Below are 18,081 nucleotides of genomic sequence, written 5' to 3'. Positions count from 1 at the left end.
CAAGGACGTGAACAGATGAAGGACAACCATTCCATTTCTTTTAACAATGATTTACTATTTCATCTAGAAGATATTGACTGTATTTCAAAGAGCTATCCGTTTATCTCCACATCTCACCATACGATATTACTTTTTACGGATGGCTGTGGGACATTAACGATTGATGATATACCCTATTTGGTCACTAAGGGAAAAATTTTTCTTATTCAACCACATTCTATGATCGATTTATCGGATCTTTCTAATGAATTCCGTTTCTATAAAATAACCTTTACTGCTTTTCAGTTACAGCATGAACGCCCTTCTCCTTATATAGGACCCATTTTTTCTGATGAAGTGGAGCATACTGTTTACCCGAATACACGCTTTGTTCGTCTAACGGAAGATCTGTATCAATTAAAGCCTAAATCGGATTATCTTAAACAGCAAGGAGTCTTGTATGAACTATTAAATTTATTATTTGAACACCAGCTTCATATGAATTATCAATTAACGATGACAAAGGCGGTTGAAGAAACCATCAATTATATACATAAATATTATCAACAGCCTTTAACAGTGAAAATGCTAGCGGAACTTGCTCATATCGCTCAATGGCAATATAGTGCAATCTTTCAGACTTTAACAGGGAAGAAACCGCTAGATTATATTACAGATTTACGTCTTACAAACGCAAAAGAATTATTGCTACAAACAAACGAGCCATTAAAGGATATTGCACAGCAAGTTGGATTTGATGATGAGTATTATTTTAATCGCCGCTTCCGACAGGTGATCGGTATTCCCCCAAAACAGTTTGCACGACAATATAAGCAAAGAACAGTTGTAAAAGATTGGACTGGACATGAAGTAACCATTCCTTCCGCACCTCATCGGATTATTTATCATGGTGAAACGTTTGGGGATATGTTGATTTTTGATGTTCAGCCAATAGGTGGTGACAAAAATTCTATTAGTAAATCTTTTTATAAAAACCATGTTCCTTACATTCAAGATGTTGCCTTTCCCATCAATCTTGAAAAATCTTCGAAGCTAAACCCGGATTTAATTATCTTTACAAATAATGATGAGCAGCAATATCAAGCACTATCGTCAATTGCTCCAACGATTACCTTAAATTCTTGGGATTCTTTAGAAGAACGCATCCTTCTATTAGGACAATGGCTTAGCCAACAACAACGAGCAGAAGATTGGCTAGCCCGCTATAAAATCCAAGAAAAAACAATGTGGCAAAAGTTACAAACAGTTGTAGACCCAGGTGAAACAGCAACAGTCTTGACCTTTGATCATGGTAAACGCCTTTATGTCATGGGCTGTACAGGTCTATCTCCTGCTCTATTTCATCCTGATGGATTTCAGCCACACCAGCAAGTTAAAAAATTGCTCCAAGCAGGCAATGGATATAAAGAAATACCGATTGATCACTTACCTCAGTATGCTGGTGATCGAATCTTTCTGCTCTTATCTGATAAGCCAGAATCGCAAATGGCTACGATGGAATTAATTAATAGTGATATTTGGAAAGGACTTACTGCTGTTCAAAATAACCACGTTTATTTAGTGGACGCAACAAAGTGGAATTATAGCGATGCCTTTACAAGGGAGAAGTTACTCGGTGCATTACCAAAATTATTGGTTACTGCAAAGTAATTTCCATAATTATATACAAGGGGTGACATGTTACATGAAAACGGAAAGCATGACAGATAGGATGACAACTCAAATTTCATTAAAGGATATTCGAGATTATATTGCTAAAAACCATCATCAACCACTAACGATGGAGCATCTAGCATTCATTTCTGGTCTAAGTTCTAGCTACTTTGGGGAGGCATTTAAAAAGGCATTCGGTCAAAGTGCCACTGATTATTTAACAGAGTTGCGTATCGGACATGCTAAGCAGTTATTGCGTGATACAGATCTATTGCTTCGTGAAATCGCTAGAAAAGTTGGATACAGTGATGAATTTTATTTTAGCCGGAAATTTAAAAAAGAAGTTGGGGTTTCACCATCAGCTTTTAGTAAGATGGCTCGCCAGCGAATTTCTACTTTTTCTGTATCCGCCACTGGAAATTTATTAGCACTTGGTATCATACCAGTTGCAGCCCCACTGAATGCTAAATGGAGCCCTTATTATTACAACCATTACCAAGAAAAAATTAAAGTACACGTCAATATATTTGATGCAGAATCTGAGGACAACTTTAGAAAACTAGCCTCCGCCAAGCCAGATATTCATATTTTTCAAGAGGAGCCCTCCCTCTCCATGCTTGATCGGCTTCAAACCATCGGCATCAAAAATGTGTATATTCAAGCAAAAGATTGGAGAACACAGCTAAGAGAGATAGCTATTGCTGTCAAAAAACAAAGCATATGTGAGTATTTCATTCAAACCTACGAACAAAAGACATTAGAGGCGAGGCAAGAAATTAAACGAGTGACCAAAGAAGATAGTTTTGCCGTTCTACGATTATGTGGCGACCAATTATTTTTATATTGTAATAAAGGAATTCAAGATGTGCTATTTACGGATCTGCAGCTTCGTCCTGTTGATGCGCAACAGCAAACATGTAACGAGCTTATTACACTTGAACAGCTAGTAGACATAAATCCAGACCGGCTCCTATTTATCATTTGTCCAGATTCGCCTACTCGGAATTATTGGCTCACTTTACAATACCTCGATCATTGGCAAGAGCTCCAAGCCGTAAAAAATGGACATGTCTATGTTTTACCATCAAATCCCTGGTTTGAATACTCTGCTATTGCGATAAACCGAATGCTAGATGAAATGTTGCTCATGTTAACCGGAAAAAATCCAAACTCTTTTCCTGTTCCCGTCCATGGTATCGTATCCGACAGTGAATTATAATTCCATTTGAGAATGATTATCAACGGAAGGAGACTTTGATGAACAATGAAACAAAGTTGTCGTAATCACTGTCATATGATTTTAAAACCTGTCTATATACTAGCCATTTTATTGCTTGCTTTTGGAATACTTTCTGCCTGCAATGCCCAATCAAGCAATAAAGAAGAACAAGTAGAGACGCAGGCAAACTCAGAAAGTACAAAGGAGCAAAGTGTTTATCCATTAACCTTAAAAGATGAGGTTGGCAATGATGTGACATTACCTGCAAAGCCCGCTAAAATATTTGCACCTGTTATGGAGGATTCGTTACTAGCTCTTGGTATTCAGCCTACTATGCAATGGTCGAATGGTGTTAAACCACAGCTCTATTTACAAGATCAGCTACAAGGTATACCAGAAATTAGCTTTGCCAGTGGTCCCCCATCTCCTGAAGCGATTATGGCGGACAAACCAGACTTAATTATTTTGCATAATTCCTTTTATGTTGAAAATGGCACATATGAAAAATACGCAAAAATTGCACCAACCTATGTGTTTAAAAATGCAGCGACTGATTTAGAAGGTTCTATTAAAATATTAGGTCAACTACTTGATGAACAAGATAAGGCACAGCAAGCCGTACAGGATTATCAAGAAAAGGTGGATGCAGCAAAAACAAAGCTCGCCTCCATCACAGAAGGTAAAAAAGTAGCATTAATTCGCTTTAACGCAAAAGGTATGTTTTTCATGACTGATGAGTATTTCAGTGGTTATGTACTAACACATGAGTTAGGATTTGAACAAAGCAGCTACGTGAAGAATGGTGCCTTCGAAGTATCATTGGAAATTCTACCTGAACTAGATGCCGATTATATTTTCCTAATCAATGATGACAATCTTGGCGATGAATTTTTAAATGAATTGAAGGAAAGTACAATCTGGCAAAGTACAGATGCCTTCAAAAACAATCAAGTATTTGAAACATCCGAGGATTATTGGCTAAATGGTGGTATTCATGCACAAGGGAAAGTGATAGACGATGTATTGGAGTTTCTAGCGCCATGACAACAATGACAAAAAAACTGTATGTATCAGAAAGCTATTTTGAGTATGCCATGACATCCAGTCAGCAATTAGACTATCGAATTCTAATTGCTGCTCCAACAGATGCTCCACCAGCAGATGGCTATGCCGTTGTATATGCATTAGACGGGGATGCCCTTTTTCCAACGCTTGCAGAGGCAGTAAAATTACAAACACGCAAACCCAAAGGCTATGATCCCATTCTTGTTATTGGAATTGGCTATCCCTCAAAGGAACCTTTTGATATGGAGCGACGCTGCAATGATTTTACACTACCTGTAAGTGAAGGTAATCTCCCACCACGTCCAGATGGTACACCTTGGCCTCCAAATGGCAAAGCCAATGATTTCCTAGACTTTATTGAGCATGACCTCATGCCTGCTGTAGCAAAGAAATGGCCTATCAATAAAAAGAAACAAGCTGTTGTCGGTCATTCTTTAGGTGGTCTTTTCACACTATATGCTTTATGTGCGAGACCCCACTTATTTAGCCATCTTGTAGCTGGCAGTCCCTCTGTTTGGTGGGCTGACAATGCGGTACTAAAAGAAATAGACAAATTTTTTGAAGATTGGAACGGTCAGCATGCTATTAATCTCTTACTCACAATCGGTGCTAACGAGCTGCCAGATATGCTAGAGGGAGCTGATCAAGCAGCTGAACATATGAAGCGTTTAAGCGACAAGAACGTTCACACGCACTATGTAAAATTCGATGAAGAGGACCATGTAAGTGTCCTACCTTGTATGCTTAGTCGTCTGCCCCGTTTTTTGGATTCCTAGTTGAAAAACCCAAGTGGCAATCATTCCACTTGGGCATTTTTATAGCATTTACTTCTCTTTCTCTAAACGATCCTTGAGCATGTTAGCAATTTCCTCAACCTGCGATTCTACAGCAATTGGATCATAAGGCCAGAAACGCTCTGGGTTTAAGTTGAATACTCTATTATTTTTGACAGCATCAATCGTTGACCATACAGGGTCATTCTCATCAAATTCCGCTTCCCCTGAAATGTCTAAAAAGATATAGTCACCTGCATAATCTGCAATCTTTTCCTGTGAAATACTAAGTGCATTAATTTTTGGCTCAATTAAATCCTTGTGTACTATTTCTGGTGGTGTTAAACCTAGCTGCTGATAAATTGCTTGTCCACCGCGATTCACACCATCACCATAGATATAAAAATCCTTTCCAAACGGACCCATAAGAGAAAAAGTCGTTCCTTCTCTAATTAACCCTTTAATAGAATCCTTTGCCTTCGCTACTTTTTTATCAAATTCTTTTAGCCATTCTTCCGCTTCCTTCTCTTTTCCTAAAATCTCCCCAAAAGCTCTCATTTCGTCATGAACTTCATGATATGTACCATAAGGGATGACCAATGTTGGGGCAATCTTGCGGTATTGATCATTTAATTTTTCATCTCCTCCAACCGTGACTATTAAATCTGGTTTAAGTGACAAAATTTTTTCAACCGAGCCTCCATCTATTTGGCCAATGTCAGTAATTCCTTCACTTAAATCTATTGTATAGGGACTTTCCAATTCCCAATATGGTGCCCCTACTGGCTTAACGCCATAAACTAAAAAATTTGCTAAATATCCCTGTGTAACGATTCGTTGAGGGTTGGCAGGTATTTCAACATCTCCATCAACCGTTTTAATAATCTTTGTATCTGTTTTTGAATTACTATTTGACTCAGACTGAGGGTTTTCTGAATTGCTTTCTGTCGCTTTGCTACAGCCACCTAAAACAATCAAAAGCATCAGTAGCATGATGAAGCTTTTCCAGCTTCTTTGTTTAACCTTGACCATTTTTTCACTCCTATCAACAATGATAATCTTTCTCAATTGATATTCTTATCGTAATGGTCTATTTTTAAATCGTCTATTTCAAAATGTGACAACTTGCACATAGACAATCGTTACATAGGTTAAATTATTTAACTAGTAAGAAGCTTTTCTAGCATTATGTAGAGCTGTTTTTCTAGTGCTAATCCATCATTGCACCAAAACTCATTTAATCTAATAGGTATTATCTTCCTAGAAGGATCGTCTTGTAGCTGACTCCAAGCTTTACGCTTTAATAGCTTCTCTGAGAAATCGTTATAGTAATCTTCAGGGAGAACAACAAACATTACGTCAGCAGCGTAGTCAGCCAATACTTCTTCATCAATATAAAGATGGCTATTCACAGCCAGCACCTCTTGCTGAATACGTGGATGAGGAGTTAGCCTTAAGCCATTATATAAATTATAAGTTGCTCTTGCCGTGGTATTCCAAATACAGATTGTATAATCCTCCCAAACCTCGTATAATCCCACATTTACTTGTAAGCCTGATTTAAGTTTAGTAGCTGCTATATGTGTAAGGGATTGATAATGTTCTATCCACCCATTCGCTTCAGCCTCGCGTCCAATAATTTTCCCAATAAGCTGAACCTCTTCAAGTCGATCTAATTGATTCCAAGGTAAAACCACAACAGGCGCAATCTGTTCCAACTTTTCTAACTTCCCTGGCCAATAATATAAATATTCAGGTGCAATAATTAGGTCCACTTCTATTTTCTCTAGTTGATGAATTCCTTGCTCTATATCAATTGCACTGCCAAGCTCCTGATGAATAAGTGGTGATACCTCCCATGGTGTAAAAGGTGCTGCAATTGGTTGTATACCTAAAGCTAGTAAATCACCGCTATATTGAAACGCTACAATGCGTCTCGGTTTAGGCCGCTGCCGATATTCACTTGGTGATACACCGACAATTTGTTTAAACTTACGACTTAAATAGAGTCCATCTGTATAGCCTACTTTTCTTGCAATCTCGTTTAATGTGTCATCAGTAGAAAGTAGGTACATTTTTGCTTTATCTATCCTTACTCTTGTCAAATGATTAGAAAAGCTACGTCCTATTTGCTGCTGAAATAGTCTAGAAAAGTAACTAGTATTAAATCCCATAAGCTTGGCCAATTGTGGTCGATTCAAATTTTGATCATAATAGCGATTTATGTACACTAAAGCTTCTCTCATAATTAGTTCATCTTTTTCTTTATATGGCTTTAAGGCTTGGATAAATAAATGTAGTAATTCCTCTAAAAAATAATTTTGTTTGGCATAGATATACCGTTCACAAGCTTCAGATTTTCCTACAAGTTCTTGAAAAAGCGTAACAGCACGGTACGACAGCGTTTCTATACCAGCAATGGAGCCGTGAGCAGGCAATTTTTCATGATCGACATAATAAATCAGCTCATCATCATTTTCTTCGGCAAGATTGTATTTTTGAAAAGATACTATATATAAATGAACAACTTGGTGGTCTGCTTTCTTTAGCGTCACTATTTTCTCAGCACAAAGATAAATCATTTCACTTTTAGCTAAATGAAACCATTCCCCATTTAAAAAGATTTTGGTAGAAACATCAATGGCTAGTAGCGTTGGGTATTTTATATGAAGCGTATATATATTCGTCTTTTCTTGCCATTCGATTATTGCTGTGTTCATTAACTTGTACATTTTCCATCCACCTCAATATAATTGGAACATTCATCCTGCAATAATTATAATTGATAATGATTTTCAATAAAAGCCAAGCTACTAGAGTTATTTACAATAGCTTGGCTTTTATAAGTGTTCAGAAATAGAATAGACATCTTCATTTATAGGAAATACTCTGTTATTTTTAACAACAGAAAGATTTCAATAGTGCTGATTTTCCTTAATTTCTTATTCAAGGCTCTCTAAATAAACAAAAAAGGCTAAGAATTTCTCCTAGCCCACCATATTTGTGTAATTTCCCCATACTAACAATGCTTATTTTTTCAGCATATTTGGAAATTCCTTTAACAACATGTTACTCGTTGTCATATCGTCATAATTCCATTTATCCTCAATGAAGTATACTTTATTGTTTTTCACGGCAGGTAAGGAGTTCCACAATGGCTCTTGTTTTAATTCCTCAAAAGCATTTTGTGCTTCTTTATCCGCAGAAATTAAAACGAATAAGTGATCACCAACAAGTGTCTCATGCAACGTTTCTTGTGTAATCTCAATATACGGTCCACTATTTGGCTGTAGTGCTTGTACTTTTTCGTCCATAGCAAATCCTTTTGGTTGATACAATAAATCTGCCACCCCACCTGTTTTCATCACATACATGGCTTTGTTCCAAAAAAACTGCAATACGACAGCCGTTTCACTATCAGCTACCTTGCCATCTGCACGAAGCTGTTCCCACATTGCATCTACATCTTCATTATATTTCTTCAGGAGCTGCTCCCCTTCTTCATTTTTACCAACAATATCAGCAACGACTGGGAATCGATCCTTTAATGGCTGCATACCATCGAAAACAACGGTTGGTGCAATTTTAGAAGCTTCTTCAACCTCATTATCCATGACGTAAGACATCATAATCAAATCTGGCTTTAATGTCAGTACCTTCTCTAAGTTTGTTGGATAGCCAATATCTGTTGAACTAATTTTCCCGTTATCTTCTAAAACACCGCTTTCGATAAAACGACGATCTACCCCCACAGGCTCAATACCTAATGCAATTAAATCACCGATTGCATTCCCTTGAAGTACAATTCGTTCTGGACTTGCTGGAATTTCTACTTCAGCTCCTTGATGGTTTTTATAAACTCTTGTCTCAGATGAACTGGCTAGCTTATTTTCTACCGTAGTCTGATTTTGCCCAGTAGTTTCATTGTTCAAATTAGCAGTTCCTCCCGTACATGCTGATAATAGTAATGTAATACAGAGTAGTGCCATTGCAGTAATTGAAGTCTTTGTGCCTCTATGCATATGTAAATCTTCCTCTCGTTTATATTGATAATGATTATCACTATCAATATATCGCCATATTTGTCGCCAAACAATGGACGATTCAATGCTATTTTGAGGACGATGTGTTGCATTTTTTCTTTCTTGTTTTCTAAAACGTAATGGTGAAATACCCTTATACTTTTTAAAAAGACGACTCAAATAATAAGGGTCCTTATAGCCCACATTTTCAGCAACTTCCTTCAACTTTGCATCCGTCTCTATTAATAAATTAGCTGCTATATCCAGGCGTGTTTGAATCAAATAGTCAATTACACTATAACCCGTTTTCTTTTTAAAAATTGACGATAGATAAGGGACGCTATAATTCAAATTGGCTGCAATAGATTCTAGTGTTAAAGCCTGTGCATAATGCTCTTGTATATACATCATTACCTGTCCTACAAGGTCTGGCTTAACTATGTCTATGCCTTGACTATAAAGTTGCTGTAGCAGATTATGAACAAATTGATAGAACAAAGATTTCACATGAAAGCGATCTATTCCACCGGACTTCCTCCATTCCTGCTCCATCAATTTAACTTTGTGAAAAATAAAAATTGGGTAACTGGGTATATAGCTGTATTGCAGTTGAAATGGATTACTCTTATCCATCAGGCGTAATACTTCCTGACGCATAGGAATAGGCATGGTCGCTTTATAAAAAATCAAATAATACTCCAACTCATCCTCGGTCAGAAAAATATCTAAAACAGTCCCTTTGCTACCATGTATGACTTGAAACTGCTGAATAATATACTCTATTTGATTGAGCTGAACTTGCGCCCTTCCGCGTGAAACAAAAATAAAGCCATTAGAAGGCATTTTATAAGACTGTAACGTTTCCCCCATTCTCATAATCTGATGCCTAACATCCAGCACTTTGATAGCAGCATGATCCCACAGGTATATATGGTCATCGACATTCATAACGTACCTAAATCCTCCTATCTACCTTCTTTGCTATTATCATTATAAATGAAAATGATTCTCAAATAAAAGCCAAACTACGATTGATGTAGTTTGGCTTCTGAAAATTTTCATTTATTCATTTTTTTGTATTTTGCTAAAGGCTTCTACTACAAAATCTAGCTGCTTCTCTAATGAAACAGGTTCATTAAAGTAAGAAGCATTACTATCCAATATCGTAACCATGTTATTATTCACTGCAGGTAACTCATTTCGCCATACTTAAAACGGTTGGTGCAATCTTCTTAAAGTCTTTCTTACCATATAAAGGAAAAAATAATTCTGGTTTCAACTCTATTTGTTTATGATTGTTACCTATACTTTTAATTCCATCTATTTGCCTTTAAAACGAGGGTAGTATAACACAAAGTTAAGTTCCCCACAGGCTAATTAATAAACGCTTTGCTCTCGGCCTTCACAAAAAATTATTTTAGGATTAAATGAAAATAAAGAATAGCTTTAAATCATTAAGGCTTATAAACATAACCTACTCTTTGGTACGTTTTTATTAAATTACCATATCTATCTTTTAATACTATCATTATCCAATCTCCTTCTACAAATTCAACTGGATGGTTAAGACTTTCTTTAAAGCGAGAATCGTCCGGAGTAAATGAGCCTTTTCCCTTAGCTAGACTATTATTACTTTGATTAGATAATACATCTTCAATTATTTTTTCAGGCGTCTTGTTTTTTATTATATCTTCACTTGTTCCAATTGGAGCGGATAAATAATAATATGTTATTTTTTCATCTTTTTCAAAATCTGGACTACCTGTTTGTAATAATAGATCCACCAAAACATCAACCTTCTTGTTATCACCTGAAACAAGTTTTGCATATACAAACATAGTGTCTAAAGATCTAAATACATACTTACCAAAATCATTCAAATCAAATGTATGCTTTGCTTTAACAGAATCTATTACATCTGGACTCATAGTAATACTAAACGTTTTATCCCCATTTGTTGACGGTGTTCCCGTGAATTTGATGACTAACTTACTCTTTTCTGTTGTCTTTGTTCCCTGTGTGTAGCTAACAAACTTGTAATCACTCAAATTTGCTCCTGTCATAACTAATAAACTATCAAGCGAGTCACCTTCGTTTAGGTTAATTGTTGATTTCTCATCTAATCCTCGCATTATGGCTTCACTAAATGTTATTTCAAATTTATTCTCATCTCTTACAATTACATCTTCAACTTTTGGTTTAGTTCCATCAGAATAAAATTCAGCCTTTTCCATTTCCGTTGTATTTCCTGCTAAATCTCTAGCTACATAGTAAAGCACAAAGTCCTTATGAGCCTCGGGAACAGCAAATACTTCAGTTGTTTGTGGACCTTCCTTTAATTCGAGTGTTTTACTTGAATTCTTTACTTCTTCTAATGTTGGTGGTTGTTCATCTTTACGTTTTAATATATAACGAATTTGACCAGCCTCATTAGAATTAATATCTAGTTTTGCTGTAGCATCACCTTCTTGAGGCTTTACAATACCATTCATAATTTCTGGCGCAGTTCTATCTTTAACAAGTTCAATTGTCTGTATTTTTTCTGTCAAGTTCCCAGAACGGTCAGCCATAAAAATGTAAATACTCCAAGAATGGAACTTTGTTAAATTATTGGGTATTGGAATATTTAACTGACTGTCTCCTATCTCAATGGCTCTTGAACCTCCATATAAATTTAGTGGTACGTCCTGTAATGTTAATTCATTATTTGTACCACTTGGCAGTAACGCATTCAATTTTTTATCCATTATATCTCGCATAGATAAATCTGAGACTCTATTATTTGCAGGTAAAATGACATAATAATATGTCCCAGCCTTAGATGCATTAACGTTTAAAAGACCATGATCATATTGATCGTTTGTTTCAACACTTTTAATTGTTAATAAAGGCGCTCGTGTATCCTCATGTGTGTAAACAGCAAAATTCCGCGGTTTTTCATGAGTTCTACTATTTTCAAATTCATTACCTGCAAGGTCATATAATGTAGGTTCTATAGTGACACGAATCGTATCATTATTAATAAGTCCTGTTGCTGACGGTATTGTTAGCGTTACCTTTGTATCATTTTCCTTATAGTCTACCTTAGATGGATTTATTTCTTTTTGTCCTGAAATACTCATAATCCCAGTACCACTTAAAACATAATTTTTCACATTTTTTGCAGCTTCTTCGTCAAGTGGTTCACTAAAATGGACAGTAATTTCATTTAATCCTGTCAGTTCTAGTCGTTGTTTTTCAATAGGGATAAATGGTGCAATATCATCCAGTTCCTCTGTTGTAAAGTCAGTCCATACAGCAGGATCAATCGAGAAGTTACCTGACTCATCCTTCATAACAACGTAAAGTTGATATTCCGTTTCAGCCTCTAAGCCTGTTAATTTATCTTCTATCCCTAGGTTACCAGCTATTGCTTTACCCTTACCTGTTGTAGGGTCAGCAACGATATCTGCCGTTGTTGGGGCAGGAGCTGATGTTTTCTTACGTACATAATAGTAATAGTCCCCGGGCTCAGTTGCTTTAAATGTGAATTTAGCACGTGTGCCTCCATGTAAAGCTGTCACATTTAGATTTTCTACTTTTGGTGGAGTTCCATCTTTCATTTGGAACGCTTGAGAAACAATATCCGATGCATTTTTCGAACCGTCTACCACCATAATGTAGATGACATATTCCTTTTTCTCACCCAGATTGGAGACCTTAATGGAGTTTGTACCTTTTACTGCGGCACCACTTCCGTAGGCTACGTTTTCATTTGAAAGATGATTTACCATTTCACTTTTATTTGGTGCCTCTGCACCTTTTTCACGCACAATATAATAGTACGTACCGACTTCATCCGACGTGAAGTCTGCTTGAATCTCACTGCCATTGAGCACTTTGACATTTGTAATACTAACCGTAGGCTTTGTTTTATCATCGGGAACTTGATTCTCGTTTTCATCTTTATCAATTGGTTTGCCGTCTGGATCAGTAATATTGCCAATGTTATCTTTATCATCTAGGAAATCATCGAAGATATTATTCGGTGATCCATCCTTAGGTAAAATGACTTTATCAATATACGTATAATCTCCAATATCAATCTTGCCGTATGAATTATCAACAAATAATGTGCCGATGCGACCATCGATATAAAGCTCAAGATCTGTATAGCTATTGTAATTGATCCAGTCAATATTCCCAGAACCGTAAATGGTAAGCTTTGTTTCAGTATTTAGATTCAACGTGTCGATATCGCCTTGAATTTCAAACTCTCGCACATTGCCAATGATGTCTACGCGAGGTAATTTTGTATTTGTCTCAATCTTCGTACCTGTTTGAGATACGACTAATCGAGAAACAGTACTGTTATAAAACTCAAGATATTTTTCAACATTTTTCATTTCCTGTTTTTCTTTAGACCAGTTGACTAGTGGCTTGTCTTTATCAGAATTTGGATTTGTCCAATTTTGAAGATCATTCGTTGAATTATTATTAGACGAATCTTCCCCCTTATTATTATCTGGATTTGACCAATTAATAAATGAGATATTGTTGCTTGCTACACGTCCAAGAGCCAATGGTTGATTATAAGTAGCTCCTAAATGTAATGGTGGACGAACTGTTTCATTAACAAACATTGTTCCTGTCATTGTCAGATTCGAAAATTCAATATAGTTTCCATTGACAACAATCGTTGCGTTTAGTGAACCATACTCGCCATCAAAATCAAGGGAGCGAGAGCTTGTTCCACTGGCATTTAGAGTTAATTTTGAGATGGAGCGAATAGCTTTACTAGAAAGATCCCCCTCAATTAAGGCCCCTTTTAAAACTGGTGCATTATAGTCATTAAAAATATGTGAAAGACTTTCTGGAATTGTATAAGATTGACCATTTATATAAACTGCATCATCATCAACACTTGTAATTTTGTAAGATGTTTCATTATTCTTCTTCTCTTGTGAACCCACCACAAATGAAGCAAATTGTCCACGTGTTACGGCATCAAAAGGAGAAAATGTAACAGGTGTTGTGCCCTTTGTAACATTCAAATCAATTAATGTTTGAATATAAATAGCATTACTTGTTTGGCTGTTGACATCTTTGAAAATATTATTATACGTAGGAGAAACCTCTAAATGGAATCCGACTACTACTATTTTGGCTAATTCGCCTCGAGTAAGTACCTCATTTGGCATAAATGTGCCATTTGAATAACCAGACATGATGCCTGCGTTTTGCAATGCCGCTACATATTTATAGTATTGACTTCCCTTGGGTACATCCTTATAGTAAGGGTCTTGGATATTTTTCGTATCCAATTTTAACGCAGTAGCCAGCATTTTCGCTGCTTCTCCACGAGTTACACTTACATCTGGGCGGAAAGTATTATCCGCAAATCCGCTCATCACGCCCTGAGAATTTAATTTTAAAATTTCATTATAATTATCTGAGTATTGGTTAATATCCGTAAAGGGAGAAGTAGCCGCTTCAGCTTTTTGTGGTGAGGGCACTACAACAGCAATCCCACTTGAAGCAAATACCGTTGCAATCAAGGCTTTATTTACTTTTTGGATTTTAGATTTATCCATTCCACTCTTCCTTTCACTTATGTAATTTGATACGTACAAATATCATTTTCATCATACCCTTTATATCGACCAAGAGCAGGTGAATCTTCATAGACAAATCTAAAATAGTCCAGTAATTTTATCGATAAAAATAGTTCGATACTACTCTTTGGAATAGTTAACACTATCCCTCTATTGAACAGATTTTCACCTTCTTTTATTCATTCCAACAACAAAAAGCCAAGGAGCATCGGTGCTCACTTGGCTTTCACAATATATAGGCATACATCTGGTCGTACTTGTGGTGTCATAAGGGAAAGGGGGATAACCTTACGTCTTGTCAAGTCGATCAAGAGATGTGACCCGAATTACATATCATTTGAACATGGTTTAAAAGTCATTTGGCGGATGACTTAAAAGTAGCTTGCCCAAATGATGTTTGCACTAATCACTTACCCCAAAAATCAGAAGTGTAAGCTCTTTTTTGTGATAAATTTTCACTCTATTTTTTGTACAGCTATCTTTACTTGATTGCGTCCAGCTTGCTTTGCTATATATAAAGCGCCATCAGCTGCTTCGATTAACGTCTCAGTCGTAACGGCCATTTCTGGATATAAAGCTATGCCTGCTGATAATGTTACTGGCCTACCACAAGGACTTTCCGTCTCAGCTAATTTTTTTCGCAATTGTTCCGCTACCTGCTCTGCTTCCTTTGCAGTCGTATTTGGCAAAAGCATGACAAATTCCTCGCCTCCATAACGGCAGCATACATCTCCTTCACGTGCTACAGATAACATATGTTTAGCTAAAAATTGCAGTACTTTATCGCCAACTGCATGACCATATGTGTCGTTCACGCTTTTAAAGTGATCTAAATCTAGCAAAATAATGGCATGTGGGACCTTATTAGCCAACCACTCTGCTAGCATGGCATCCATCGTTCTTCGATTAGTAACACCCGTCAATGGATCTACGGTTGATTGATCCTTGAAAAATGTAACTTGTCCATGTAAAAACGATAGACTGCGAATTAAGACATTCTTCAATGAATGGGCTTCAAAGTACCAGCCACTGACAGATTTTAAACCTTCTACATTTTTCTTATCTAGACTTTCTTCTGTTAACGTTGCTAATTGCTGTAACGGATTAGCAATACGAGTGGCAGCCCAAAGTACAATGATAATTGAAATAATCATAAGCGGTACAGATTTGATAATAACTTCTTGTACTCTATCGAATGAAGGAGCCAGTGCTACATCTAGAGGTTTCTGAGCGACAACCCCCCAACCTATTGAAGGCACAGTACTATAGCCAGCAAGCATTTTTACTCCTTTTGTGTTCTCAACTAATTGAACGCCACTCTTACCTGACATTACAGCCTGAACTACTTTATTTTTTGTAACCACATCATTGATACGGCTCGGGTCCTGATGATAGATAACGCGTCCATCTGAATCTACAACATATACGTAGGAGCCATCCTTACTATAATGTTCTCCTAATAACGTTTTAAAGGCATTTGGTTCTTTTAGATAAATCGTTCCCGCTACCATCCCTAAGTATTCGTTAGATGCTGAAAATATAGGATGGGAAATAAAAATAATGAGACGTCCTGTCATCGCCTCGTATGGCTTAGAGACAAGTGGTTTTTTTTTGGCTAATGCCTCTTGTGCGCCAAGAGATGTTAAAATCTCACCTTTAATTTCAATGGAGGGCGGAGATACGGATAAGACAAGACCTTCTGCATTTGTTATGACCACAGAATTGAACATTTGATTTTGCAATCTCAGACGTTCTGTTTCTAGATTTAAAGCATGCTCATCATCCATACTTGTGCTCACTTGATTGGCACTATAGCTTAAAATTTGAAAGGCTTCATGAAGATAGGCGTCTGCAGTTGAAGCCAATTTCTGCGCATACACTCGATTTGTCTCAAGTGTATTTTCTTTTATGGAGTCAACATTCATTCTGTATCCACCCCAAACACTACCAATGCTTGTAAAGAAGAATGCTGCCATAGCTACTCCCATAATTAAATGCTTTAATTTTAACTGATGTGATTTCATTACTTCCCACCTATGTATGCTAGTTTATAATTTTTAACAATTAGTGCCTATTATAAGCAAAGGCTCTACTGGAGGAAAGGGAATTTGGAGATACCTTTTCTCCCTCCTTACACTCTAGAACATATCTCTAGGATTGTATCAATAAAGAGGAGCGAATAATATGGATATCTAGTAAACTTTCTTTTTCATAACAAGCTAATTACATCTCACTAAATTTTCTAACATTCGCTAATAATTATCTGAAATTTGACAGTTAATCTAAATTCTAATTTTTTTTACTTTTATTGTTATTCTGACATATAAAATTAATAGTGTTTATTCTATAATTAAAAATAACATAGGCAAGGAAAGAGCCATTCTGTTATAATACTGATTAAAATTAAATATTCTGTATTATTACAGATTTTGTATGACGCTTTTCGCACAATGGGGATTATGAGAAGAGCGCTACTCTACCATCTAGGATGGTCGTGTAGCCTACACAAAAAGGGGTTGAAAGATTTGGGTATTTTAAAGGGGTTAAAAATTCTCGATTTTTCTGCATTACTACCGGGGCCAATGGCGACAATGATATTTGCTGATTTAGGAGCAGATGTCATACATGTTGAATCTTCAAAACGCGTTGATTTAACAAGAATTATGCCTCCTTACGATGATGATCATGAGGCATACATCCATCAACATTTAAATCGATCTAAAAAATCTATTACTTTAAATTTAAAATCACCGGAAGCTATTGAAATTGTAAAATCTCTTGTACAAGAGTATGACGTGATTATCGAAGGTTTCCGGCCAGGGGTAATGCAACGGCTTGGGATAGGCTACGATGCTCTTAAAGAAATAAATCCACGAGTTATTTATTGTGCGATTACAGGCTATGGACAAACAGGACCATATAGCAATCGACCTGGACATGATAATAACTATCTTTCATTGGCGGGTGTTCTAGATTATTCACGCCATAAGGATAAAAAGCCTGTCTCTATGGGGGTCCAGCTAGCTGATATTGCCGGAGGAACTATGCATGCTGCAATTGGGGTACTAGCAGCTGCCCTTCATCGTGAAAAAACAGGTGATGGCCAATTCATTGATATTAGTATGACGGATGCTGTTTTTTCACTAAATGCAATGTATGGTTCAGCTTTTATTGGTGGTGGGCGTGTTCCACAGCCAGAGCAAGAAATTTTAAATGGTGGCAGTTACTATGATTTTTATAAAACGAAGGATGGTCGTTTCTTCTCTGTCGGTAGTTTAGAGCCTCAATTTCGGAAATTACTTTGTGAAGCACTCGATATTCCTGAATTGATTGATAATACCTTCAATGATTCTTACTACACGCAAATTCGTTTTAAAGAGGCTGTTCATGATGCCTTTTTATCTAAAACGTATGAGGAATGGCTAAAAGTATTTAATGAGGACTTTGAAGGTTGTGTGGAACCCGTTCTTACATTTCCAGAAGCCTGTGAGCATCCGCAACTAAAGGCACGAGAAATGATTGTAGCTATCCCGAAAAGTGATGGAACCCTACAAAAGCAAATTGCATCTCCTTTTAAATTTGACGGAGCTCAACCAGAATACAAGCACGTTGGTGCTAAACTTGGTGAGCATAATGAAGAAATTCTGTGTTCACTAGGTTATGATGCTGAACAAATCAAAGCTTTGAAAGATAAAGGCATTTTGGAATAAAAAAGAGTGTCTAATACTGTCGATGAAAGACGTATTAGACACTTT

General features: G+C 36.6%; 12 protein-coding genes. 5 read left to right on the top strand and 7 right to left on the bottom strand.

Features of this window, described 5'->3' with window-relative positions; translation table 11 throughout:
* Positions 1 to 15 precede the first annotated feature (15 nt).
* From AO843_RS12225 to AO843_RS12210, 4 genes are read left to right on the top strand one after another with little or no spacing between them, the layout of a single operon-like run.
* Positions 16 to 1,650, top strand: coding sequence for an ABC transporter substrate-binding protein (locus AO843_RS12225; protein ID WP_054611377.1), 1,635 nt, complete (start codon positions 16 to 18; stop codon positions 1,648 to 1,650).
* 34 nt (positions 1,651 to 1,684) lie between these two features.
* Positions 1,685 to 2,872 carry a helix-turn-helix domain-containing protein gene (locus AO843_RS12220; RefSeq protein ID WP_054611376.1) on the top strand — a complete coding sequence of 396 codons (1,188 nt, stop codon included), beginning with the start codon at positions 1,685 to 1,687 and terminating at the stop codon, positions 2,870 to 2,872.
* 45 nt (positions 2,873 to 2,917) lie between these two features.
* Complete coding sequence (locus tag AO843_RS12215; protein ID WP_082389453.1) at positions 2,918 to 3,916, top strand: ABC transporter substrate-binding protein; 999 nt, start codon at positions 2,918 to 2,920, stop codon at positions 3,914 to 3,916.
* Positions 3,913 to 4,713 (top strand): alpha/beta hydrolase, encoded by an 801-nt coding sequence (locus AO843_RS12210; RefSeq protein ID WP_054611375.1) that lies wholly within the window; start codon positions 3,913 to 3,915, stop codon positions 4,711 to 4,713. The genes AO843_RS12215 and AO843_RS12210 overlap by 4 nt, the downstream gene beginning before the upstream one ends.
* Before the next feature lie 48 nt (positions 4,714 to 4,761).
* On the opposite strand, the gene AO843_RS12205 is transcribed toward AO843_RS12210, so the two are convergent.
* The 7 genes from AO843_RS12205 to AO843_RS12185 form a co-directional block, all read right to left on the bottom strand.
* Entirely contained in the window at positions 4,762 to 5,742 is a 981-nt protein-coding gene (locus AO843_RS12205) for an ABC transporter substrate-binding protein (protein WP_054611374.1), read from the bottom strand.
* 128 nt (positions 5,743 to 5,870) lie between these two features.
* Positions 5,871 to 7,442 (bottom strand): helix-turn-helix domain-containing protein, encoded by a 1,572-nt coding sequence (locus AO843_RS12200; protein WP_054611373.1) that lies wholly within the window; start codon positions 7,440 to 7,442, stop codon positions 5,871 to 5,873.
* 297 nt (positions 7,443 to 7,739) lie between these two features.
* Positions 7,740 to 9,680: an AraC family transcriptional regulator gene (locus AO843_RS12195; protein ID WP_054611372.1), complete on the bottom strand. Its 1,941-nt coding sequence runs from the start codon at positions 9,678 to 9,680 to the stop codon at positions 7,740 to 7,742.
* Between the two features lie 114 nt (positions 9,681 to 9,794).
* A complete protein-coding gene (locus tag AO843_RS25380) occupies positions 9,795 to 9,917 on the bottom strand; it encodes a hypothetical protein (RefSeq protein ID WP_255350375.1) in 123 nt (40 codons plus the stop codon).
* 269 nt (positions 9,918 to 10,186) lie between these two features.
* The gene (locus tag AO843_RS12190; RefSeq protein ID WP_054611371.1) at positions 10,187 to 14,305 is read right to left on the bottom strand and encodes an S-layer homology domain-containing protein; all 4,119 of its coding nucleotides are present in this window, start codon (positions 14,303 to 14,305) and stop codon (positions 10,187 to 10,189) included.
* A 17-nt stretch (positions 14,306 to 14,322) separates the two neighbouring features.
* The gene (locus AO843_RS24535; RefSeq protein ID WP_156313961.1) at positions 14,323 to 14,469 is read right to left on the bottom strand and encodes a hypothetical protein; all 147 of its coding nucleotides are present in this window, start codon (positions 14,467 to 14,469) and stop codon (positions 14,323 to 14,325) included.
* A 312-nt stretch (positions 14,470 to 14,781) separates the two neighbouring features.
* Complete coding sequence (locus AO843_RS12185) at positions 14,782 to 16,350, bottom strand: sensor domain-containing diguanylate cyclase (RefSeq protein WP_054611370.1); 1,569 nt, start codon at positions 16,348 to 16,350, stop codon at positions 14,782 to 14,784.
* 501 nt (positions 16,351 to 16,851) lie between these two features.
* Between AO843_RS12185 and AO843_RS12180 the strand changes: the two genes are divergently transcribed.
* Complete coding sequence (locus tag AO843_RS12180) at positions 16,852 to 18,036, top strand: CaiB/BaiF CoA transferase family protein (RefSeq protein ID WP_054611369.1); 1,185 nt, start codon at positions 16,852 to 16,854, stop codon at positions 18,034 to 18,036.
* Positions 18,037 to 18,081: the final 45 nt, after the last annotated feature.

The sequence above is a fragment of the Lysinibacillus sp. ZYM-1 genome (assembly GCF_001308875.1).
Lineage (GTDB): Bacteria > Bacillota > Bacilli > Bacillales_A > Planococcaceae > Lysinibacillus.
Note: the sequence above shows the minus strand (reverse complement) of the source record. Positions and strands in the feature narration are given on the sequence as shown.

What these genes read in the sequence shown, in the direction of transcription:
- AO843_RS12185 (WP_054611370.1), bottom strand. Translation starts at nt 16,350, where the DNA reads ATGAAATCACATCAGTTAAAATTAAAGCATTTAATTATGGGAGTAGCT.
- AO843_RS12210 (WP_054611375.1), top strand. Translation starts at nt 3,913, where the DNA reads ATGACAACAATGACAAAAAAACTGTATGTATCAGAAAGCTATTTTGAG.
- AO843_RS12225 (WP_054611377.1), top strand. Translation starts at nt 16, where the DNA reads ATGAAGGACAACCATTCCATTTCTTTTAACAATGATTTACTATTTCAT.
- AO843_RS12215 (WP_082389453.1), top strand. Translation starts at nt 2,918, where the DNA reads ATGAAACAAAGTTGTCGTAATCACTGTCATATGATTTTAAAACCTGTC.
- AO843_RS12220 (WP_054611376.1), top strand. Translation starts at nt 1,685, where the DNA reads ATGAAAACGGAAAGCATGACAGATAGGATGACAACTCAAATTTCATTA.
- AO843_RS12200 (WP_054611373.1), bottom strand. Translation starts at nt 7,442, where the DNA reads ATGTACAAGTTAATGAACACAGCAATAATCGAATGGCAAGAAAAGACG.
- AO843_RS12205 (WP_054611374.1), bottom strand. Translation starts at nt 5,742, where the DNA reads ATGGTCAAGGTTAAACAAAGAAGCTGGAAAAGCTTCATCATGCTACTG.
- AO843_RS12195 (WP_054611372.1), bottom strand. Translation starts at nt 9,680, where the DNA reads ATGAATGTCGATGACCATATATACCTGTGGGATCATGCTGCTATCAAA.
- AO843_RS12190 (WP_054611371.1), bottom strand. Translation starts at nt 14,305, where the DNA reads ATGGATAAATCTAAAATCCAAAAAGTAAATAAAGCCTTGATTGCAACG.